Origin of the sequence: Streptomyces sp. NPDC008121, assembly GCF_042957155.1 — a bacterium.
In the GTDB taxonomy this organism is placed as follows: Bacteria; Actinomycetota; Actinomycetes; order Streptomycetales; family Streptomycetaceae; genus Streptomyces.
In genome coordinates, this window is record NZ_JBIBHT010000019.1 from 1 (window position 1) to 20,940 (window position 20,940).

Annotated in this window: 16 protein-coding genes and 5 pseudogenes; 13 read left to right on the forward strand and 8 right to left on the reverse strand. The window is 69.7% G+C overall.

The genetic code is table 11. From position 1 onward, the window contains the following. Positions 1-162: 162 nt before the first annotated feature. The 6 genes and pseudogenes from ACFZBD_RS33120 to ACFZBD_RS33145 form a co-directional block, all read left to right on the forward strand. Positions 163-404, forward strand: a pseudogene (locus ACFZBD_RS33120) (transcriptional regulator); the annotation flags it as partial. 310 nt (positions 405-714) lie between these two features. Then, positions 715-1,095, forward strand: a pseudogene (locus tag ACFZBD_RS33125) (DUF6415 family natural product biosynthesis protein). A gap of 565 nt (positions 1,096-1,660) precedes the next feature. After that, positions 1,661-2,449: pseudogene (locus tag ACFZBD_RS33130) on the forward strand (IS630 family transposase); the annotation flags it as partial. Between the two features lie 93 nt (positions 2,450-2,542). After that, positions 2,543-3,790, forward strand: a complete 1,248-nt coding sequence (locus ACFZBD_RS33135) for a serine hydrolase (protein ID WP_391146980.1) — start codon at positions 2,543-2,545, stop codon at positions 3,788-3,790. 225 nt (positions 3,791-4,015) lie between these two features. Beyond that, positions 4,016-4,585, forward strand: coding sequence for a hypothetical protein (locus ACFZBD_RS33140; RefSeq protein WP_391146982.1), 570 nt, complete (start codon positions 4,016-4,018; stop codon positions 4,583-4,585). 598 nt (positions 4,586-5,183) lie between these two features. Continuing rightward, positions 5,184-6,878, forward strand: a complete 1,695-nt coding sequence (locus tag ACFZBD_RS33145; protein ID WP_391146983.1) for an alkaline phosphatase D family protein — start codon at positions 5,184-5,186, stop codon at positions 6,876-6,878. Positions 6,879-7,072: 194 nt separating this feature from the next. Here ACFZBD_RS33145 and ACFZBD_RS33150 read toward each other — a convergent pair whose 3' ends face one another. Continuing rightward, positions 7,073-7,267: a hypothetical protein gene (locus ACFZBD_RS33150; protein ID WP_391146984.1), complete on the reverse strand. Its 195-nt coding sequence runs from the start codon at positions 7,265-7,267 to the stop codon at positions 7,073-7,075. Between the two features lie 322 nt (positions 7,268-7,589). Here ACFZBD_RS33150 and ACFZBD_RS33155 point away from each other — a divergent pair, with 322 nt between their 5' ends. Continuing rightward, on the forward strand, positions 7,590-7,958 hold the full coding sequence (locus ACFZBD_RS33155) for a hypothetical protein (protein WP_391146987.1): 369 nt from the start codon (positions 7,590-7,592) through the stop codon (positions 7,956-7,958). Positions 7,959-8,031: 73 nt separating this feature from the next. Here the strand turns inward: ACFZBD_RS33155 and ACFZBD_RS33160 are convergent. The 5 genes and pseudogenes from ACFZBD_RS33160 to ACFZBD_RS33180 form a co-directional block, all read right to left on the reverse strand. Continuing rightward, positions 8,032-8,302 (reverse strand): annotated as a pseudogene (locus ACFZBD_RS33160) (hypothetical protein); the annotation flags it as partial. Next, complete coding sequence (locus ACFZBD_RS33165; protein ID WP_391147044.1) at positions 8,206-8,631, reverse strand: hypothetical protein; 426 nt, start codon at positions 8,629-8,631, stop codon at positions 8,206-8,208. The pseudogene ACFZBD_RS33160 and the gene ACFZBD_RS33165, both read right to left, overlap by 97 nt. A gap of 615 nt (positions 8,632-9,246) precedes the next feature. Next, a complete protein-coding gene (locus ACFZBD_RS33170; protein ID WP_391146990.1) occupies positions 9,247-9,765 on the reverse strand; it encodes a hypothetical protein in 519 nt (172 codons plus the stop codon). Between the two features lie 323 nt (positions 9,766-10,088). Beyond that, the gene (locus ACFZBD_RS33175; protein WP_391146991.1) at positions 10,089-10,532 is read right to left on the reverse strand and encodes a hypothetical protein; all 444 of its coding nucleotides are present in this window, start codon (positions 10,530-10,532) and stop codon (positions 10,089-10,091) included. 538 nt (positions 10,533-11,070) lie between these two features. Further along, a pseudogene (locus ACFZBD_RS33180) lies at positions 11,071-11,481 on the reverse strand (transposase); the annotation flags it as partial. 198 nt (positions 11,482-11,679) lie between these two features. On the opposite strand from ACFZBD_RS33180, the gene ACFZBD_RS33185 reads away from it, so the two are divergent. Then, a complete protein-coding gene (locus ACFZBD_RS33185) occupies positions 11,680-11,976 on the forward strand; it encodes a hypothetical protein (protein WP_391146994.1) in 297 nt (98 codons plus the stop codon). A 136-nt stretch (positions 11,977-12,112) separates the two neighbouring features. On the opposite strand, the gene ACFZBD_RS33190 is transcribed toward ACFZBD_RS33185, so the two are convergent. Then, the gene (locus ACFZBD_RS33190; protein WP_391146996.1) at positions 12,113-13,552 is read right to left on the reverse strand and encodes a Twin-arginine translocation pathway signal; all 1,440 of its coding nucleotides are present in this window, start codon (positions 13,550-13,552) and stop codon (positions 12,113-12,115) included. 326 nt (positions 13,553-13,878) lie between these two features. On the opposite strand from ACFZBD_RS33190, the gene ACFZBD_RS33195 reads away from it, so the two are divergent. Genes ACFZBD_RS33195 through ACFZBD_RS33215 form a run of 5 tightly spaced genes read left to right on the forward strand, consistent with a single transcriptional unit; the run spans position 13,879 to position 19,876 of the window. Continuing rightward, positions 13,879-15,057, forward strand: coding sequence for a cytochrome P450 (locus tag ACFZBD_RS33195; RefSeq protein WP_391146998.1), 1,179 nt, complete (start codon positions 13,879-13,881; stop codon positions 15,055-15,057). A 40-nt stretch (positions 15,058-15,097) separates the two neighbouring features. Then, positions 15,098-16,495, forward strand: a complete 1,398-nt coding sequence (locus ACFZBD_RS33200) for a hypothetical protein (protein ID WP_391147001.1) — start codon at positions 15,098-15,100, stop codon at positions 16,493-16,495. A 15-nt stretch (positions 16,496-16,510) separates the two neighbouring features. Continuing rightward, a complete protein-coding gene (locus ACFZBD_RS33205) occupies positions 16,511-17,458 on the forward strand; it encodes an aspartyl/asparaginyl beta-hydroxylase domain-containing protein (protein WP_391147003.1) in 948 nt (315 codons plus the stop codon). Between the two features lie 25 nt (positions 17,459-17,483). Continuing rightward, positions 17,484-18,635, forward strand: coding sequence for a glycine amidinotransferase (locus tag ACFZBD_RS33210; RefSeq protein WP_391147006.1), 1,152 nt, complete (start codon positions 17,484-17,486; stop codon positions 18,633-18,635). Further along, positions 18,632-19,876 carry an ATP-grasp domain-containing protein gene (locus ACFZBD_RS33215; RefSeq protein WP_391147009.1) on the forward strand — a complete coding sequence of 415 codons (1,245 nt, stop codon included), beginning with the start codon at positions 18,632-18,634 and terminating at the stop codon, positions 19,874-19,876. The genes ACFZBD_RS33210 and ACFZBD_RS33215 overlap by 4 nt, the downstream gene beginning before the upstream one ends. 55 nt (positions 19,877-19,931) lie before the next feature. Here the strand turns inward: ACFZBD_RS33215 and ACFZBD_RS33220 are convergent, their stop codons facing one another. Continuing rightward, positions 19,932-20,915, reverse strand: a complete 984-nt coding sequence (locus ACFZBD_RS33220; protein ID WP_391147011.1) for a phosphotransferase — start codon at positions 20,913-20,915, stop codon at positions 19,932-19,934. Between the last annotated feature and the right edge of the window lie 25 nt (positions 20,916-20,940).

Consider the following 20,940-nt stretch of genomic DNA (forward strand, 5'->3'; position numbering starts at 1 on the left):
GCGGAACAACTCCCACAACTCATCCGGCACCAGCCGCTCGGCAAGACTCGTCATGCCCAGCACAACGAGCCAAACCGCCAAAGGAAACGACGTCTAAGGAGGAGGTCATGGACCTAGAGCCCGAAGCACAGGCATGCGTATGGTCGCACAGCGACGCTCTTCCTCTCGCTCGCCTCGGTCTCGCTCGGGACCATCCCGTTCACCGCGCAACGCACCGTGTGGCCGCTGGAAGCGTTCCACATCCATGACGACACCATGGCCGTGGTGGAGACACTGAAGACAAGGTGACGCAGCTGCGCGCGCTCGCCGACTCCGCCAAGGCGTTCGCCGGCCTCGCGGAGAAGGCCGTCTACGGCGACGCCGCCAGCGCTCTCATCCAGACCGCGATCCACACCCTGGATTGAAGTCCCGCAATTCTCCGCAACCTCGTTGAGCGCGCGGACCAAAGGTGCGTAACGTCAACGACACCGGCGGACCCAGCCGGAGAGGCGGGGCCCCACGCGCGCACACCGACTGCACCGCCCCGGCGCCGGAGTGCCGCGGCCTCCAGTCGCCCGCCCACTGCGTTCTATCACCGGCCCCGCTAGCCCGCGCAGACCGCGGCTTCGCCCCTTCCTCGGCCAGCACGACGAGGCTAGGGCGACGACAGCGGCGAATACCCCACGCGGTGACCGCCGGCCACCCGCACACGACGCTCCCTGCAGCGAGGCCGCCATGCACACCAGCACCCACACGATCCTGTATGACCCCGACGGCCTGACCGAAGCACGCCTCCCGCTCGATCGCGAACCGTACGAGTGCCTCGTCAAGGCCGTCCTCGCGTGGACCGGCGAGGACACCCTCACCGCCCGCGACCGGGAGCAGATCGCCCTCCAGCTGACCGGCCACGCCCGCGCGGGGCTGCCGCCGACGTCCGCCGCCGCGCCGACCAGCTGCCCAAGGACAGCGGACCCGAGGCGCTCGCCGATGTCGTCCTGCGCGAGGCGGAAGGCCAGCTGTCCGCGACGATCGAGGGGCACTGTGCGCTGCGTCAAGAACCGCGCCCTCTACGAACACCTGGACCGCCTCGACACTGCGGTCACTCAGGGCGGGTGAGCTGTCCCCGCTGCACCAGGACGGCGGACACGCTCTCCAACACGGCGGGTTGGTGCGTGTCCAGCGGCAGTCACCGGGAGCGGTCCTGCGCCGGTGAGCGTGCCGGAAGAGGAGCTCTCGTAGACGGGCGGTAGCAGCCGGGGCACGGAGCGCTGTCGGCCGGCGGCGCGTCCGGGCTCAGGAGCGGGACGACTCGGAGCAGGCTCTGACCGGTTTCGGCCCACAGTGCCATCAGCCGCCCCGTGTCCGTCCGGCTCGGGGCAGGTCCGGTCGAGCGTCCTGCGCGCAGTGCGCTCAGGGTGGGTCGTGTGGTTGGGAGGACGCCGGTCACGATCAGGCGTGGACTTCTGTAGCGCTCCGGGCGGGCCTGATGATCCAGATGCTGTCTTGGATGTCGCCGTATCCGGGGGAGTGGCCGCTGGCGTCGCCGACAAGGGGCAGGGTGAAGGTCCGGTGGCGGTGTAATTGGCGGCCTTGGCGAGTTAATCCCGTTCGGCACTCTCGTGGGTCTTCCAGCGCCCGGTGCGCCATCTGATTTCGGTGACGAAGCGGTTCCCGGGCTCGCGTGGGCAAGTACCTCAGGCGGTGGGCCTGACGTTCCAGCGGCCGGACAAGCGGGCTGTCGGACAGGACCCGGGGGCCGTCCGCATCTGCTGCGAGGAGACTTGGTCGGCGATCCGGGCCAGGCGAAGGCGGAGGGCGCCGGAGTCCTCTTCCGTGACCAGGTCGGGATCCGCTCGGACCAGGTCACCGGCCGCGTCTGGGGCGCCAAGGCGCAACGCCGGCGGTCCGTCGCACCGGGATCCGGTTCTCCGTAAACGCGATGTCCGCGATCAGCACGAAAGGCCGGATGCACTTCATGGTCTTCACAGAGACCTTCGGCGCGAAGGCCATGTGCCGCTTCCCCGCCCGGCTCGTCGGCCACTTCGAGCGCAAGGTCCACCTCATCGTCGACCGGCACTCGGCCCACCGCTCGAAGACCGTCCGGACCTGGCTCGCCGATCACGAGGACCAGATCGAGCTGCACCTTCTGCCCTCGTACTCACCGGAGCTGAACCCCGACGTGCTCGTCACCGCCGACCTCAAACGCAGCCTGCCCCACACCCACCGGGCCAGGAACCAGGCCGAACTCGCCACCGAATATGTACGTTCTTCCATCCCCCGGCAACTCCCACATCGTGTGCGGATACCTCGGCGCTCGGAATCGACGAGTGAACCCCATGAGTCTCTGATCAATATCACGCACCAGCTCGCTACTTTTCCCGGCAACGCAGCCACCCGCATCCCCGTCTGGCGGCTGCGGCCAAGGAGTGTGGTGTCACGAGGAAATAGGCACCGGTGCTGTGGTCCGTGATTCCGCGGCGTGTTACCCGTCAGCTCGGGCAGGGAGGGCCCGGCGGGACGTAATCTGCCATGCAGGCTTATTGAGGAAATGTCGGGAGCTGCGATGTCGATGATGTACCGGCGCAAGGCGGGAATTGCACTGCGGGCCGGGGCGGTACTGCTGGCGCTTCTGGGGACATCCTGCAGCCCGAGTACGACAGACCCGGCACAGTCGTCGTCGCCGGCGGTTGCAGTGCCGCCGTCGCCGACGGGGCCTTCGTTCGCCCGTGAGGTGCGGCCGCTCCTTGTCGCCAAGATGAAGGAGCTACGTGTTCCAGGGGCCGTTGTACTGGTGGATGTGCCGGGACAGGGGCTATGGCTCGATGCTCTGGGCGTGGGGGACATCAAGACCGGCGGCCCCATGGCGGTCGCGGATCATGTGAGAATCGGCAGTATCACGAAGACCATGACGGCCACACTCGCGCTGCAACTGGTTGACGAAGGGAAAATCAGCCTTGACGCCCCGGTGTCCGCGTACATTGCAGGCGTCCCCAACGGATCGAAAATCACGATCCGGGAACTCCTGAATATGACGAGCGGACTGTACAGCTATAATGACGATGACGATTTCAACCGTGCCCTTGAGGCGAGTCCTCGGCGGGTGTGGAAGTATGATGAAATCCTAAAATATGCATACAGTCACCCCGTCACAGCCCCCGGCAAGGAGTACTCTTACTCCAACACCAACTATGTGCTGCTCGGCATGATCGCGGAAAAACTGACCAGGCGAAGCCTGCCCGCACTCTTCCGGGAACGGCTGTTCGAACCCCTGGGGATGCGGGACAGCAGATTCCCGGATCCTCCCGACGCGAGCCTGCCCGCCCCGTACGCGCACGGCTACGACTTCGCCGGCCCCCTGCAGATCGGCCGGGCCATCAACGCGGCCGTCGCAGGCGACGCCAGCGCCGGAATCACCGCCCCCGCAGGAGCCCAGCCCTCCGATACCACGGGCTGGAACCCCTCCTGGGCCACATCGGCGGGAGCAGTCATCTCCACGGCGAAAGACCTCAGAATCTGGGCGGAGGCCCTGGCCACGGGCAGTCTGCTGAAGCCCGCTACCCAGACAGAGCGCCTGCAGCACGACGGCAGCCCCTACGGACTCGGAGTCGGGATCTTCCCCAACGGCGCAATCGGCCATACCGGTGTCCTGCCGGGCTACCAGTCCCACATGCAATTCCTCCCCGCCCGCAAGGCAGTACTCATCGTCCTGACCAACCTGCAGGCGGCGCCCAACGTTCCCTGGGCCAAAGCCCTGCCAGCAGACCAGCTTGCACAAATCATTACAAAGCATCTTGCGCTGGGCGGTACATAACGGCCTGCGAGGACCCGCACCCGCCCAGGCGCCAGCTCCGTCCACCTCTACAAGAGCCGGGTCACCTACACGGGACAACCCATCCCGCGTACGTACCGCCCTGAGGCGTGGGGAACCTCGAGGACCCTCGTTCGGATCACTGTGATGGCGGTGGCGACGGGGGCCGACGAGGGTGGGTGAGTACGTCTGTCGGTGACAACCACCCCCCTTCCGAGGAGCACTGTCATGTCCGAACGCAATACCTTCATTCGCAGCTTGCACGATGTGGGCCTGGCCGTCTGGTTCGGCGGCTCGCTGATGGGCGCGATCGGGCTCAACGGCGCAGCCAAGGACGAAGGCGGCACGGCGGCGGCCACGGACCGGATTGCGTCCGCCGGCTGGGCGAAGTGGACACCCGTCAACGCCGTCGCGATCGGTGCGCACCTGTTCGGCGGCGGTGGTCTGCTGGCCGTGAACGCCCCCCGCGTCGCCACCCAGCAGGGCGTGGCAGCCTCCACCGCGGCCAAGACCGTCGTCACCGCCGCAGCCCTGGCCGCCACCGCCTACGCCCGTGCCCTGGGCAAGAAGGTCGAACTGGCCTCCTCCTCTGACCCGCAGGACGCGGATATGGCGCGGCAGCACCCCATCGACCTCGACAAGGCCCGGCGGCAGCTGACCTGCGCCCAGTGGGTGGTGCCGGCGCTCACCGGATGCCTGGTGGTACTCAACGCCCTGCACGGCGAGCAGCAGCGTCCCGGCGAACAAATCCCAGGCATGTGGGACCGAGCCCGGGCCGCGAGCCATTTCATGATGTGAGACCCGCTCTCGGCTCCGCACCAGTCCGCCCGGAGGGGGATGCGGAGACTCCGGGAAAGCAAGCACGGCGCCGATCACTGCGCACCGTCCCTCAGCCCGGGTGCCGACGGGTGACCACACCCGCACCCTGAGCGTCCTGGCATCGCCTACGCCGGCATGTAACGACCACACCGACGGCCCGCTCTGCGTCGTCGTCCGGGACGACTGGACCCCATCGGCTGGGGCCACGTCCCGCCCGCCACCAGTCCTCCGCCTTCACCACCCTGTTCTCAACCGCGGCCGCGCGCGGCATGCACGGCCCTATCGACGACGTCGCAGCCCGTGTGCCCCTGCAGGTGCGGGAGCAGCAGTACCGGCGCCGGCAGTGCATCACCGCGAGGAAACCTCCAGGCATCGTGGATGGGGGTGAAGCGGCCGACGGCGCGTGCCGCACCGCAGGCGGTGATACGGGCCGGGGCCGCGCCGTCGCCGCTGATCGCCGCTGCCGTGTCCGCCGCGCGGGGCGGCCTGGCAGCACAACGGCGCCGTTTCCGCTGTCCCCTCAGTACTGTTGAAGCGGCCGCTCCCTTCGGTGCGGAGCAGCGGAAGGGAGCATTCGATGGCCGGTCTGAGGCTGGGCCCGCTCCTGCGGCATGTGGACTGGGAGTCGGGCACGAGCGCGACGGTGTGGGTCGAGGCTGACCGGGCGTGCACGGCGGAGGTCCGGTGCCCGGGCGGCGCCGGTGGTTCGGCCCCCACGTTCCAGGTCCTCGGCCACCACTACGCACTGGTGGTCGTGACCGGACTCACCCCCGGGTCCGCCACGACGTACGATGTGCTGCTCGACGGCGAACGCGTGTGGCCCCTCGCCCACTCGACCCAGCCGCCCAGCACCATTCACACACCGCCGGTCCCGGCGACGGGCGCGGTGGTCGCCTTCGGCTCGTGCCGCTGGGCGGCGCCTGCCGTGGGCGAACCCGATCCGGTGGGACCCGATGTCCTCGACACCCTCTCCGCCCGGCTCGCCGCCAACCCGGAGGCCGAGCGTCCGGACGTTCTCCTCCTCCTCGGCGACCAGGTGTACGCGGACGAGACCTCCGCCGACACCCGCGCCTGGATCGCCCGACATCGGCGGGCCGTCGGCACCGGCTCCGCCGCCCCGCCCGACCAGGTCGCCGACTACGAGGAGTACACCCACCTCTACGACGAGTCCTGGGGCGACCCCGAACTGCGCTGGCTGCTCTCGACCGTACCCAGCTGCATGATCTTCGACGACCACGACGTCATCGACGACTGGAACACCAGCGCCGCCTGGGTAGCCGACATGCGGGCAACGCCCTGGTGGCACGAGCGGATCACCAGCGGCCTGATGTCGTACTGGGTCTACCAGCACCTCGGGAACCTCTCCCCCGCCGAGCTCGCCGAGGACACGTTGTACGCGGCGGTACTGGCGGCAGACGACGGTACGGAGGTACTGCGCGCGTTCGCCGAGCGCGCCGATGCCGACCCTGCGACCGTGCGCTGGAGCTACCGCAAGGACTTCGGCCGCACCCGGCTGCTCATGGTCGACACCCGGGCCGCGCGGGTGCTGGAGGAGCAGCAGCGGGCGATGCTGGACGCCGAGGAGGCGGCCTGGCTTCGCACGCAGGCCTTCGACGACCCCGGCGGCGTCGACCACCTGCTGGTCGGGACCTCGCTCCCCTGGCTGCTGCCCCCGATGGTCCACTTCGCGGAAGGCTGGCACGCGGCGCTCTGCCGGGGCGAACGCGGACCTCGCTGGGCACGCTTCGGTGAATGGCTGCGCCGACGCGCGGACCTGGAGCACTGGGCGGCGTTCACCTCGTCGTTCGAACAGCTCACGGAGACGGTCGCCGAGGTAGGCAGATCCGAGGCCGCTCCGGCGACGGTGTGCGTGCTCTCCGGAGACGTACACCACGCGTATGTGGCCGAGCCCGTCTGGGCCACCGGACAGCAGCCGCGCTCCCGCGTCTTCCAGTTCACCTGCTCACCGCTGCACAACTCGGTGCCCGCAGCCATGCGGGTCGGGTTCCGCTTCGGCTGGAGCCGGTTCGCGAAGATCATCGGGCATCTCCTCGCCCGCCACGGACGGGTCGCAAGACCGGAGGTCCGCTGGGAGCGCACCGGCGGGCCCTGGTTCGGCAACCAGCTGATGACACTGACACTGCGCGGACGTACCGCGCGGCTACGGCTGGAAAAGGCCTCGGCGGATGGGAAGCAGGGGCGCCGCGGGACCGACCGCGCCGGAGCGCGGCTCCTCGGTGTCCACGACCGGAGTCTGACAGATGGAAGCTGAGCTGAACCACCAGCCGGACGGTGCCCCCCAACCCACACAGACGCATGCGTCACGGCGCCGGTCTAGGGAGTCAGCTGCGTGCTTCGGGCCGGTGATCAAACATGGGTGGCTGGTGCGGCGCTGGATCAGCGGGCGGTTTCCGCTGTGCCGGCCGGTTCTCGCCCGGCGCGTGTGGGCGCCGGGCGAGGAGGCGTTCAGCACATGATGGAGTCGACCCGGGTGGAGTTGTAGGAGCAGGTGTCGGCCTTCGTGGCGTTGGACCGCTTCAGGGTGGCGGTGTCACGGTCGTTGTTCCACACGTAGGCGGCGCGCTGCTGGTAGAGGCTGGCGCTGGTGTGGTGCCCCGACCGGTGCGGATGGTCACGGGGCGCTGCCGGTGATGGCGGCATGTATGGGGCGATGGGCGATGGGGCGGCGTCGGTCTTTCGGCTGGGGTCCGGGGGGACACGGGCGGCCCTCACTGGTGTCCGGGTGGTCGGTGGTCCAGGCGGTGTGATCGACGGAGCATTGGTCGGGGAAGAAGTTTTTCAGCCGAAGGGTGTCGTTATGCGTGTCTGACGTCGAATGGCGGTTGCCGTCCTGCTCGCCAGTGTGTCAGCGGGCTGTATCGCGGGTTCCGCTAGCGCCGCTGAGCGGCAGCCTGATCCGCGTGCGGTGGTATCTGAATCTTCCGATCCCGGCCTAGCTGCCGGGGAGGCAGCTCGGAGCCTCATGGCTACCTTCACCATCAGTAACAATACGGGCGCAGAGCTGAGGATCACCAAAGTTGAGGTGAAGGGGCCCCGTTGGTCGGGGCTGGACAGTGATGCGTTCGTCCCCGGCGGCTGGATGCCCCAGCCGGGCGATACGCTCGATTCTGGAAAGACTTACGGCCTGACTAATTGGGGGCCGGATTCCCCTGAGGTGAGAATTACCGCTGCCGATATATCCGGCAGGGCCTTGGAATTCGGAACAAAGGTAGCAGATTTCTGGGGCTCCGCTGGCTTCACCGGAATACATTCGGAGTACTTCGAGGTGAGTGGCGTGGTGGATGATCCTCGCTTTCCCGATAAGGCGACGATCCGGATCGGGAATCGGTGATCTATCCGTAGGGTAGTTTCAGGGCGGCTCGTTGGAGAATTCGGCGAGCCGTCTTGTGTTTGTTGATCTCTGCTCACTGCCGCTGCCTGCCGCTGCAATCGGTACTGAACCTCTTTCGTCCTGAATAACTGCAGGTCAGCAGCGTGTGGACGGGGTGGACGATGGTGCTGATGCGGCGGGCGGACCGTCTGGATCGCCGTAGTCCGCCAGAACTATAGCTGCGCGAAGGCGCGTTCTCCCGGAGCTCTCAGCCGGGCATGGTCGTGGCGGTTGAACTGCTGGCAGTGCCCAGGCCGTTCGCGGTGATGGCGGCAGGGGGTGCGGACGGTGGCGCCGGCGCGCTGGCCCATGGCTTCCCGATCCGGCCCGAAACGCGGTGGGCTTCGTCCGCGACGATCAGGTCCCAAGCCGCGAGGCTCCCGGCGTGTGCCCGCTCCAGCGTGCCGAGTCCGACGCTAGCGTACGTGGCGTACAAGGTCACCTTGTCCAGCCCCCGCTGCCCCATCTCCGTCACCAGCTCATCAAAGTGGCCGCCGGCCGCGTGGATCGGCAGGCCCCCGCCGGTGTTCGCATACCGCTGCACGGACGGGATCATCGTCGTGAAGATGTTCCAGCCCTCGTCCACCAGGCCCTTGCGGATGCCCTCCGGTGCTGTCCGTGTACCGGGCTGCACCGCGGACCAGGAGCACCCACTCCTTGGGCCGGGGCGCATCCGGGTCCTTCTTATTGGCCCGCGCCAGATGCAGGAACCTGTCCATCGGCAGTTCTTCCATGCGCTCGACGTCGCCGTTGGTCGCCGCGCACACGACGATGACCAGGTCTGCCACGCGCAGCACCGAATACCTGATGCCTGCGTGATTCTCAGGTGACCACAGTCGACCGCCCCGATGTGCCCCTCCGGCAGCTCGCCGGGAGCCTCCTCGTGAAACCGGGTGTCCGCCAGCCTGGTCACGTCGAACTTCTGGTCCGACGCCTGCCACCACCGATAGAGCTGCTTCGGCTCGTCCGCGTCGAACCCCCTGACGTCAACCCCCGCTCACGCAGGGCATGAAGCAGCCACCAGATGGCCGTCGTTTTGCCGGCAGCCCGGGGGGCCACAGCAGCAAATGAACATGCCCGCAGCCACTGAGCACCCCCCTCGCTTTGCCCGCACAGACGCGACCCCAACGCCGACCAACGTCCTGCCAGCGCCGATCCATATCTCCTCCAAAGCCCAGTACGGCTTAGCGGATAAGTCGGGTGTGGGATCCGATGAGGCCGGTACGGCGAAGTGATCGGCGGGCAAACGCTACCAACGGATGATCACCGTGCCGGATCCAGGACTGTGGGAGTCACGCTTCTCCACGGCTGCGCCCTCAGGACCGTAGCTGGAAGAATGCGAGCCTCCTCCGGCCGCGTGCACCAAAGGCTGAGCTGCCCCAGAAACGGTCAGATCAGAGCTGCCGTCATTGAATGGAAGACCTGTGCGTGCCGTCACATCGAAGCGGTCGCCAGGCTTGACCTCCATCGAGCCTTTAACGCTATCCCCGGCTGCGCACCTGGGAAGCGGTTCGTTTTCATAAAAACGGCAGCCGGTTGTGGCGCCGAGCACCTCAAATTCGACTGAGGTCACTCCATCCGGGACGTTGAATTCCCCGTGGGTTTCAGCCCCTCTGGCCGGAGAATCCCAGCGGCACTCGCCACCGTAATTGGTTACGTTGCATTCCTGCTGTGGTTCAGCAGAGGCTGGGGTGCCCATGAAAGTCACTCCCATGAGAGCTGCGCTCACCGCAGCGGCAACCAGATTAATCCTATTGGTCTTGTTCATCTATATCTCCAGAGTCTATAGCAGGCTTCCATGGCTGGCCCCCGCGTTCCGGCGGTAAGTGATACCCGGCCCCAGTTAATAGTTGTTTCGAATATGCAGTGACCGGCTTTTCGTCTAGCTCCCTGCGACCGCGCTCACGCACGGACCGGACACCTCACCTTCGCCAATCCTGCCGGATACCGCCACCGCCGCCCGTCCTCGGGGGCCGGCTGGCAGCCCTCCTGTCGTGCGTCCCGTAGGGATGATCACGAACTCTGGAACAGGTCCCGTCGTCACAGGCCCCGAAAATATGAAAGCCAGGGCTCAGCCTTTGTCTGCAATAATCACGTAAGGACTCTCGGAGTGCCCGCCACCTTGCAGGCATGAGAAGGAGAATCCTGCCGGTCTTCCCGGCCCGACACCCAGCAATAGGTGACCTGGGAAGACGCGTCCGCCGTCGCGCGAATAGAATCACCATTAGGCACCTTGTAAGTTGCCGAACCGATCGAATCTCTCGGTACAAGAGTTCTCGCGGACCACTCGGTGAGCCCAGAAGGGCTGATTTCAGTCTCTCCCACCACACCCGGAGACTTGACAAATTCAGCGGTTCCCTCTGACACGCCCCCAAGCGTGAGCACGTCATCGGCGCGGTTTTCCACAGTAATTGATACTTCATTTCCCGTTGCTGCAGGGGTATGGCCTGCGGCGTAAGCCGGGGAAGTCAGCCCCGCAGCGGATGCAACAGCAACAATGGTGCCGCTCATCAGTATCCTGGTTCGCTTCTTCATGAAAATCTCCAAAGGAGATAAACGGACTGGAAGCAGTGTCGCACTCAGTGTTTCTGTAATCCTTCCGGTCGGGCAGACAAGAAGGTATCGGCTCTCCGGACAGATAGCGGACGAATCACTCCGGCCGATCGGCGGAGAAGCCAGACCTGTGCCCGTCTCCCGGCCGCCCGCCAAACCGGACGGCGCCGAGCCCGGCCCGGGCAAGGCCCGTGACCTTCACCTGCCAGTCGGTCAGGCGGAACGTACTGGCCGGCGTCCGCGCCACCAGGGCGCCATCACCCGCAGGGGTGGAGATGAGCCGTCACCGCTGTAGAAGGTCGAGGTCAAGCCGCACCCCGCAGCCCGCGAGCCCGGACCAACTGGTCCGGGCTCGCTCGCGTAGCCGCCGATTGGCTATAGGGTCTGGCCGTGCTCGAAGAGGGCCGCTCGGTAAGCAGCGTGCGCGGTTTCGTCGTGTTGCGGGGCCACTCGAGGGCGGCGAGTTCCTCGGCCAGGCGCCAGCGGGCGAGCTCGCCCGGCCACCAGCCGCGCGAGCGCGCGTGATCGTCGAAATCGCCTGTTTCGACACGGTGGCGCCATACACCTCGGCCAGGTGTGATGAGATCTCGCCGTGGGTGAGGCCCTTCGCCGACAGAGACAGCACCATCTCGTTGACACCCGTCAGCCGGCGCTGACGCTTCTTCACGATCTGCGGCTCGAAGCCACCTTCCCGGTCCCGAGGCACCTCGATCCGGACTGGACCGACAGCTGTGACGATCTTGGACCGCTTGCCGTTGCGGGAGCTTCCGCCGTTCTTCCCGGCAGGACCGTGCCGGTCATAGCCGAGGTGATCGCTCATCTCGCCCTCGAGAGCCGACTCCAGCAGCCGTTTCGTCAGCTGCTGGAGCAGCCCGCCCTTACCCGTCAACTCCAGGCCATCGGCTTGAGCCCAGGCCACGGGCCCGTTCAGGAACTGGCTATCAGCCGACGCTGACGCGGCTCTTGCTGCAGACGGCTCGGCTATTTTCTCGCTGGTCACAGGTGCACTCTTCCATGATCGGAGTTAGCCGATTTTCTTACAGTCCCGGCCCTCGCGCTCGTCCGCGGCCGGCCCTTCGCCGCGATTGACCCCCAGCGCCACGCCTGGGCCGAGCCGGCCGTCCAGGAGATGGTCTCGGCCATCGCCGACGTCGCCTACGAGGTGTCCACCCGCCGCCGCGAAGCCGCCGACTACGCCGGCGCGCTCTGGGCCGCGCACCAGGGCCTTCTTGCCGCCGAGGAGAGCGAGCTCCTCCACCGGCAGGTCTTCCTGGCCCACCACGCTGCCGGGGACGTGGACGCCCTCCGTGAAGCTGCCGCGAGGTTGGCCCGGATCAACGAGGGCCTCGGTGGGAGAGTGGATATGGAGGCGGAGACGGCCCAGCTGCTGAGCACGCTGCTGCCGAAGCCGGTCATCCGGCGCTGACCTCGGCCGACTGGGCATCACCAGGCAGGAAAGGCCCGGGTTACCCCCGCTACGGGGGGAATCCGGGCCTTGGCCGTTCTGGGCCCTGATCAGACCGCAAGCCGTGGGCGGCTGGAGCGCGGCGAGGGCCTTGCCGTCAGGTGCTGGCGTTGCCGTGGTTGTCGATCAGGGGGACGAGTACGCGGACCCGTTCGTGCAGGTCGCCGACCCCCGTAGCCGGTACGCCGGCCAGGACCTGGTCGAGGCTGGCTAGGCGGACGCGCGACGTCGAGCGCAGCCGGGCAGCGGGGACACGGGCGAGGACATCCAGGGCCCGCTGAGCCGCGTCCGTGGGCTGGGTGGCCGCCTCGGCCTGCGCAAGGACCAGGGTGGCCGCGGCCCAGCCGGGGGTGGCCACGGCAGTGGACGCGATGGACGTTTCGGCGGCAGAGCGCGCGCGGTTGTGGTGGCCGAGAGCGATGGCGGACTCGGCCTGGTGGAGGGTGTACTCGGCGGCGTCGAACCCGAACCGGCCCGGGGCGAACCCCACGGGATCGGTTTCGAGTTCGCGGGCGGCCGCGGCAAGGGCCGTGTCGGCCTCCTGCTCCCGTCCGAGTCCGGCGAGGGAGGTCAGCTGTGCCCAGGCGTGTGCCTGGGCTTTCGGCAGGCCTGCGGGGGCGTGGGCGACGGCCCGCTCGGCGTAGGCCAGGGCGTTCTCGTAGCGGTTCTCGGCGCGGGCGACCATGCTCTGCGCGCCCAGGGCCCAGGCGGTCAGCCGTGCGTCGTCGGTGCGGGTGCCGTAGGCGGTGGCGGTGGCCAGGTGGGCTCGGGCGCCGGTGTGGTCGTCGAGGTGGAAGGCCAGGTTGCCCATCAGGGCTGAGAGCCAGCCGACGTTGCGGTGCAGTCCGCCCGCTAGCTGCTCGTGGACGTGGCCGGTGACCAGGCAGTCGGTGAGCAGGCCGCGGGCGGCCCGTACCTCTTCGAACAGGAGGTACGCGGGGTGCTTGGGATAGGTGAGGGCGTAGTGCTCGACGGCCGCCTCCGCCAGCTCGGTGACCTCAGCGCTGCCGTGGGGGTCGGCGAGGAGGGCGAGCTGGAGGGATTCGCGGACGGCCGGAAGGCCGGCGGCTGTGGTCATGTGCACCACCATTTCCCGTGCGCCAGCGCTGCACGTGTCGGTCTCGGGCCGACCGTACCGGATCACGGTGGACAACTCGCGCTCCGGAAAGACTTGTTCGGTCAAGCCCAGGCCGAGCTGGGCGGGGGTGGCGCCGTAGGCGCGGCAGAGCATGACGGTGTACTCGCGGTCGGGGCGCTCGCGGGGGTCGTGTTCCCATCGGCACAGCATCGGGTCGGACAGGCTGCGTGGTAACAGCCCGTCGGCGACGTACAGGGCCTTGACCTGGGTGATGGTCTCGGAGCGGGACCAGCCCAGTGCGAGCCGCCATGCCTCCAGCTGCCGCACCTCGGGCAGGGCGTGGCGGATCTTGGCGGCGGTCTGTTCGGTGTCGAGGCGTTCGCGCTGGCAGCGCATCCGGATGCCGGCTGCCTCTTTCTTGATGGTGGCGCGGCGTGAGCGGGTGATGGCGGTGGCCATGGGCACCCCCGGCGGGAGCGGGATATCGGGACAGCAACCGTAGCCCACCCCTGTGACAGGGCGACACCACTCCGTCACTGCCCGTCCGGCGCATTGCGGGAACCCCGCAATGTCCCCTCATCCCGGTGGCAATGACGGCCGGTCAGGTGAGGGCTGACTCTGGTGAGGCGAGCCCGACCGGGCAGCGAATCCCGAGGACGAAGGGGGGTGACCCCGTCATGTCCTACGACCACTGATCAGCCGCGTGTCCCCCGTGACAGGGGTCCGGGCCTGGCCGCAACGCCGGGCTCGGGCCCCTGTGTCACCCCGCCCCGAGACACCTGGAGATGCTCGTGCTGCCGGTGCTGACCTATGACCCCCTCGACCCCGCCACCGTTGACAACCCCTATCCGGCCTTGGCCGCTTTGCGGGAGCAGGCCCCGGTGTCCTGGCACGAGGGCATGTCCTCGTGGCTGGTCACCCGGTACGCCGACTGCACGGCCGTCCTGCGCGAGCACACCGTCTTCGCCCGAGACCGGCGCCGCACCGGCGCTACTGTGCCCGAGGCGAGCCTGAGCGTGCAGTCCCTGGACCCGCCCGACCAGGCCGGCGTGCGCTCCCTGTTCATGAACGCCCTGCGCGCCCAGGAACTGCCCGCCCTGGAGGCCCGCGCCCGCGACCGCGCCGCCGCCCTCCTGCGCGAGGCGGCCGAGCGGCCGTCGTTCGACGTCATGGCCGAGCTCGCCGCCCCGCTGTCCCTGTCCGTGGTCTGCGACCTCCTCGGCGTGGACGAGCCGCCGCTGGCCGAGTTCGCCGCCGCCTCCGACGCGATCATGCGCAGCATGGACGGCGGCCTCGACCCCACCCGCATCGAGCCGGGCCGGCGGGCACGTGAGGAACTGACCAGCCTCGTCGACTCCTGGTTCACCGAAACCGGTCGCCCCGGCGGCCTCCTCGCCCACGTCCGCGCCCACACGCCGACCCGCGCCAACCCGGCCGAGGAGCGGTTCATCCGCAACACCGCGCGGGTGATGTTCCAGGGCGGCTACAGCACCATGACCGCCGCCCTGGGCAACGCCCTGCACACCCTCACCCGCCACCCAGACGCCCAGCACCGGCTGCGCTCGGAGCCGCGGGGCGTGCCCTGGGCGGCCGAGGAACTCGTCCGGTTCGACGGGCCCGTGCAAGGAACCAGCCGCACCGCCACCCACGCCACCACGATCGCCGGCGTCCCGATCCCGGCCGGCGACACGGTGGTGCTGCTCTTCGCCGCCGCCAACCGGGACCCCGCCCGCTTCCCGACCCCCGACCAGCTGCTCCTGGACCGCCGCGACAACCGGCACCTCGGCTACGGCTGGGGCACCCACTCCTGCATCGGCACCCGCGCCGCCCAGGCCTGCCTGCGCGCCGCCCTCGACGCCCTGCGCACCCGCTCCACGCCGCTCCGGCCGGCGGGCACCGCCCGCAGGCAGCCGTCGGCCACCATGCGCACCTTCGCCGTCCTCCCCGCCACCCTCCACCCCTGACAGCCGCGCCCTCGCGCCGCCCTTCTGCTCGGAGAACCCCTTGCGCATCCTGATCGGCAACCACATCGACCCCGCGATCCGTGCCCGTACGGACATGCGGGCCTGGACCCAGCGCCTGGCCTGGTTCGCCCGCCCCGGCGACGTCCTGATCCTGTGCACCGAACCCGACCCCGCGTTCCTCGACTACGCCCTCGCGCTCACCGGCACCGGACCCGGCGAGGTCACCGTGCTGACCGCCCCGCCCGGCCGCCACAACGGGATGCTCCTGGACCCCGAAGCGCTGACCGACCCCGCCTTCCTCGACCAGGTCCGCGCCGCGCTGCGCCCGGCCGGCGGCCCGCAGGCAGTCGGCGAGCTCTTCGCTTTATGGCCCTCGGCCTCCGTCGCCCGCTTCGCCACCGCCCTGGGCCTCGCCGACCGGATGCCCGGCGCGGCGTACTTCGCGCAGGGCGGCGCCGAGATCGGCAACAACAAGGCCAACTTCCGGGCCATCGCCGCCGCCGCAGGCGTCCCCACCGTCCCCGGAGAGGTCTGCCGCTCCCGCGCGGAGGCCGTCACCGCCACACACCGGCTCCTGGACCAGGCCGAAGCGCTGGTCATCCAGCAGGCCCACAACGGCGCCGGCGTCGGCAACCAGATCCTCCTCGCCCCCGACAGCCAGCTGGCCACCGACCACGTCGGCGCCCGGCACCTCCACCACCTCGCCCCCGGCCCGGACGGTCTCGCCGCCTACTGGCAGGAGCGCTGGGAATGGGCGTCCGCCGACGGCCGCCACCCCGTGGTCGTCGCCGCGTTCGCCCCGAACGCCGAGGCGATCTACTCCGAGCACTACGCCGACGACTCCGGCACCTGCCCGACCGAACAGGGCCGCCTGCACTACGTCGGCCGCCGCCTGTCCCACCAGACCGTGCCGCTCCAGGGCCTGGACCCGCTGCTGCACGCCCGCCTGGTCGACGACGGCACCCGCCTCGCCGAGGCCTACCGCGCGCTCGGCTACCGCGGCCACCTGTCCGCCGACGCCATCACCACCCCCGACGGCCGCATCTACTTCACCGAGGTCAACGCCCAGGTCTCCGGCTCCTTGCACATCTACCAGGTCATCGCCCACCGGATCGTCGACACCTCCGCCCTCCCGGCCCGCGCGGTCGTCGAGTACCACGTCCCCCCGACCTGGCACGTCCCCGACGCCACCGCCTTCCACCAGGCCCTCGCCGACCTCGACCTGGCCTGGAACCCCGACACCCGCACCGGGGTGATCGTCTCCATGCCCATCGCCCCGGGCCCGAACGGCGCGCAGTTCGTCTTCTGCCTCGCCTACGACCCCGCCACCGGCCACGAGGAGCCGTTCACCCGCCTCGACGCCCGCTTCGCCACCCGCCCGCAGGACGCCTTCGACCCCGCCCACCACGTCGGCCTCGTCACCGCCTTCTCCTCCTGAACGGAGCCCGCCCCGATGACCACCACACCCCTGCCGCCCGCCGCCGCCCGCCTGAACCAGACCCTGGACGCCGCCCGCCTGGCCGCCGACCTCAAACAGGTCACCACCCACACCTGGGACCTCCAGCAGGGCCGCGCCCCGGGCGGCCTGCTCGGCGCCGTCACCGACATCGACTGGCGAGTCCTGCCGCTGATCGCCCCGAACGGCGACCCCGCCCGCACCGACCCCGGCGGCCCGGGCCCCGACACCTACGCCCCCACCGGCTGGCTGGACCGCATGCCCTACCTCGCCCAGGTCCTCGCCGGCATCCCGGCCCCGCTGAACGCGGCCCGCCTCATGGCACTCGGGCCGAACGCGGCCGGCGAGCGGCACTGCGACCCCAAGTACAGCCTGGCCCGCGGCTGCGCCCGCCTCCACATCCCCCTGACCACCAACCCCGACGCGGTCCTCTACCTCGACGGCACCGAGCACACCTGGCAGCCCGGAGAGTTCTGGTACGGGGACTTCTCCCGCGAGCACGCCGTCCGCAACCTCGGCACCACCACCCGCGTCCACGCCGTCATCGACGTCCTGCTCACCAGCGAGCTCGCAACGCTGTTCCCGCGGGCCTGGCAGGAGCAGCTGGCCGACGCCGACGCGCTGATCAACCACCTCACCCCGCTGGACAGGGACCTCCCCGAGGGACTTCCCCACGCCCTTCATCTGCCGGCCGGGTTCGCCGACTTCGGGCACGATGCGCCGCTGGAGGGCGACCTCGTGCCCGCCCGCCTCGACCACACCGATGGCCACCTCACGCTTGCGACCTCCGAGCAGACCTTCGCGCTGCTGCCCGCCGGGCCGGGGGAGTGGCGGTTCAGCGCCTGGAGCGAGGCCCGCACCCTGGCCCCCACCCCGGACGGCGGGACCGTCCTGCACGCCCGCCACGGCCGCGCCCACACGCGCCGCACGCTCACCGCCGCCTGACCTGCGAGACGAAGGAACCTCACCCATGCCCCTGAACAGCCACGACGACTTCACCCGCCTGCGCGAGATCATCGTCGGATCCGCCGTCAACTACACCGGCCACGACCGCGACGTCAGCTTCGAGCTGTTCCACCACGAGAACCTCACCGGCTTCCGCTCCGACTGGGCCTACCCCCGCCTCGTCTCCACCACCAGGGCCGACGCGCGGCCGGAGCAGTGGGCCATCAACCGCCGCTACGCCGCCGAGCTCGCCGAGGACGTCGAAGACCTCGCCCAGGTCCTGGCCGACCTCGGCATCACCGTCCACCGGCCGGTCCCCCTGCCCGCCGACCCGGCCCCGATCGCCGGCCTGGGCTGGAGCGCCCCGCCGGTCCCCGCCCTGAACATCCGCGACAACACCTTGGTCCTCGGTGACGAGATCATCGAGACCCCGCCCGCCATCCGCGCCCGCTATCTGGAGACACGCCTCCTCGCGGGCGTGTTCACCGGCTACTGGCAGGCAGGCGCGCGCTGGACCACGATGCCGCGGCCCACCCTCACGGACGCCAGCTTCGATCTCTCCTACGCCCGCGACGCCACCACCACGCTCGGCGGACCCACCGAGCCGATCCACGACCCGCAGCCCGGCCCGTACGACGTCGGCTACGAGATGATGCTCGACGGCGCCCAAGTCCTGCGCCTCGGCCGCGACCTGGTGGTCAACATCGCCCAGGCCAACCACGCCCGCGGCGTGGACTGGCTGGAGCGCCACCTGGGGGATCACTACCGCATCCACCGCGTCTACCGCATGGCCGACAACCACATCGACTCCATGCTCCTCGCCCTGCGCCCCGGCGTGTTCCTCGCCCGGCACGACGGCATCCGCGACATGCTCCCCGAACCCCTGCAGAGCTGGAAGTTCATCGTCCCGCCCCAGCCCGACACCGGCGCCTTCCCCGCGTACGGGGACGCCGACCTCGTCCTGACCAGCCCCTACATCGACCTCAACGTCCTATCCGTCGACCCCGACACCGTCCTGGTCAACCAAGACTGCACCGGCCTGATCAAGACCCTCGAAGCCGAGCACTTCACCGTCGTCCCCGTCCGGCACCGCCACCGCAGGCTCTTCGGCGGCGGCTTCCACTGCTTCACCCTCGACACCCGCCGAGACGGCGCCTGCGAGGACTACCTCACGTGACCCGTCCCGTCCTGCTCCTGGAGGCCGCCGGCCCCGAGTCCGGGCACCTGGCCCGCACCGCGGCCGCCTCCGGCCACCCCGTCCACGCCGTCACCACCACCCAGGACCTCACCGGCTACAGCCCGGCGCTCCACAACCTGCTGGCCGGCACCCTCACCACCAACCTGGCCAACCCGCAACAGGCCCTCGCCGACACCGTCGCCTACGCCCGCCGCATCAACGCCGCCGCCGTCCTGACCACGAACGAGTACCTCACCCCGCTGGCCGCCCACACCTGCGCCCTGCTGGACCTTCCCGGCAACGACCCCACCGCCGCGCACGCAGCCCGCGACAAGGCCGCCATGGCCACCGCCTTCACCGCCGCCGGCGTCACAGCGCCCCGCACCCACACCATCGCCACCCCAGCCGCCCTGCGGGCCCGCTTCCTGCGTCCCGGCATGCGGCTCCCCGTCGTCATCAAGCCGGCCGACGCCGCCGGCTCCCAGGGCGTCACCGTCCTGGCCCGCCTCCAGGACGCGGACACCGCCTGGCAGCACGCCCACACCGCGCCCGGCATCTACGCGGAGCCGCCGGGCCGGACCGTGCTTTTCCAGCAGTACATCCCGGGGCGCGAGTACAGCGTCGAGTCGTTCACACAGCACGGCCGGACCACCCACCTGGCCATCACCGCCAAGACCACCGCCCGCGGCACCCACCGGGCCGAACTCGCCCACACCCTGCCGGCCCAGCTCCCGCCCGCGGTGGAACAGGCCATCCACCAGGAGACGACGAAGGCTGTGCGCGCCGTCGGCATCCGCAACGGCGCCTCCCACACCGAGGTCATCGTCACCCCCACCGGCCGCCCGTACGTCATCGAGACCGCGGCCCGCATCGGCGCCGGCCACATCGGCGACCTCCTCCACCACGCCCTCGGCATCAACCCCTGGACCGCCCTTCTCGACATCGCCCTCGGCAACCCCGCCCGACTCACCCCCGCCCGACACCACCACGCCACCGTCCGCTTCCTCACCAGCCCGGCCGCCGGCCGCCTCACCTCCGTCACCGGCCTGCCCCGACCCGGCCCGGACACCCCCCTCGTCCGGCTCCGCGCCCGCCCCGGCGACACGGTCGGACCCGCCCACACCAACGCCGGACGGCTCGGCAGCCTCATCGTCGTCAGCCCCGACGCCCGCACCACCCAGGCCCGCGCAGCCCAACTCCTCGACGACATCCACATCGAGGTCAAACCGCATTTCGCCTGAACACACGCAGGCGCCACCCAGGTCCATGGGTGGCGCCCCTGCGGTGTGCCCGAGGTCAGATCAGCGCGGCGAGCTCCTCGGCCACCGCCCGGTAGGAGTCCTCGACTCCGGCCTCGTTACCGAGACGGTGCCGCTCCAGGCGCAGCGCGCCGAGGTGACGTACCTCGTACACGTGCCGCCGCCACACGCCGGCCTCGCTCTCCGCCGGGCGGCCGTAGGAGTCAAAGAACGCTGTGCGGGCGTCCTGCTTGGCCCGGGCCATCCGCATCGTCCAGTCCGCCTCCGGATCCCCCCACCAGGTGCGGTCCATGTCCAGGACACCGCAGATCGTGGGGACCGGGGCGGCCGCGAGCATGGTGTTCACCGTCCACAGGTCCCCGGTCAGCAGCCGCGGCACCGTCACCTCGTCCAGGACCTGCGCGCCGGCCTGGGCGGCATCGGCGGCCTTGCGCAGGTCAGCCGCGTCCAGGCCGCAGCTTTCCACGTCCTCGGCGATCAGGTGCAGGGACGTGACGACGGCCTCGCTCCAACGCGCGTGCCCGGGGCCGGTGACCGGGCCGAACCAGGGACCGGCGACCACATGCACGGCCGCCGTGATCTCTCCCATCTGCCGGAAGAACGCCCCGTGCGTCTCCTTCGGGTACGAGCCGAGCAGCTCCGGCGCCGGCGTACCGGGCAGGAAGGACTGGATCATCCAGTCCCGGCCGATGACGGCCTGGGTGAAGTCGGCCGCCAGGACGTGCGGCATCAGGTTGGCGATTGGCGCGAGCCACGGCACCGACGCGTACTCCGCGCGCATCAGCTCCCGCTCGGAGTGGAACTGCCGGGCCGGTTCGGGCGCCACCCGAAGGACGACCGGCTCCGCGCGGCCGGCCAGGTCGATGCGGTAGGTGGTGTTGTACATGCCGCCGCCCAGCTCCGTCGCGGAACGGACCTCGGTGCCGGGCCCGAAGGCGCGCTCGGCGACCGCCTGGATCTGGAGGCCGGTGAGGCCCTGCTGAAAGGCGTTGGCGGACCGCTCGATGACGTGGAGTTCCACGGGACTTCCTTCCGGGCTGTGAGGA